A 916-nucleotide genomic window follows, 5' to 3' on the forward strand; every position below is an offset into this window, starting at 1 on the left:
AACTGATGCGGGCGGCCCTTCTTGCGCCGGATCAGCAGCCCGGTTTTCCAGCCCAGCACCGGCGGTGAGCGGTAGGGCAGATAGGCCCAATCGTACAGCCGCGGGCCCTTGGCCCCATCACCCGCACTAAGCCGCCGCCAGCCCCGGGCCGGCACGTCTTCAAGCCAATCCTCAACGTGCTTGAACCCGAGCCGCTGGGCCGAGGTCACGGCCAGCACATAGCCACGCCCGTGCGCCTCGATCAGGCGCCGGGTCTGATGGTCGGCGCCATACACGCAGTCGCCCACCACCCATGTGCACGGCACGCCCGCCGCAAACACCCGCTTCAGCATCGCCTGTCCGAGCTTCGGCTTGGTGGTGAAGCCGACCTCCTCCGGCACGCCCGCTTCCGCACGGCGTGCGGCGTCAAAAGCCCAGGTCTCGGGCAGGTACAGCGCCCGGTCGATCAGGGCATGGCCGCGCCGGCTGGCATAGGCGAGAAACACTCCGATCTGGCAGTTCTCGATGCGGCCTGCGGTGCCAGAGTACTGGCGTTTGACGCCGGCCGACTTGTCGCCCTTCTTGAGGAAGCCGGTCTCGTCGAGCACCAGCACGGCGTCAGGATCGCCCAGATGCTCGACCACATAGGCGCGCAGATCATCGCGCACGGCATCGGCATCCCAATGCATGCGGGCAAGGAAATCCTGCACGCCATCAGGGCTGGCATCGCCGGCCGCTTCCGCCAGGTGCCAGCCGTTCTTGCGTTCAAGCGGCGCGAGCAGGCCTTGCAGATAGGCCCGGGCGCGCCGGCGCGGCTCGATGCGGCTGAAACGGGGAGCAATTCGGGCGACGAGATCATCCAGTTGATCGGCCCAGCGGTGGGCCTCGCTTGCATGCGTCATGGCGCGACACCTCCGTGTCTAAGACAACGCACAAG

General features: G+C 67.4%; 1 protein-coding gene. It reads right to left on the minus strand.

Going from position 1 to position 916, the window contains the following annotated elements; all coding sequences use genetic code 11:
• The coding region (locus JKG68_RS32595; protein ID WP_202066602.1) for an IS701 family transposase at positions 1-881 on the minus strand (881 nt) is incomplete at its 3' end.
• Between the last annotated feature and the right edge of the window lie 35 nt (positions 882-916).

The organism is Microvirga aerilata (assembly GCF_016743775.1).
Classification (GTDB): domain Bacteria; phylum Pseudomonadota; class Alphaproteobacteria; order Rhizobiales; family Beijerinckiaceae; genus Microvirga; species Microvirga aerilata.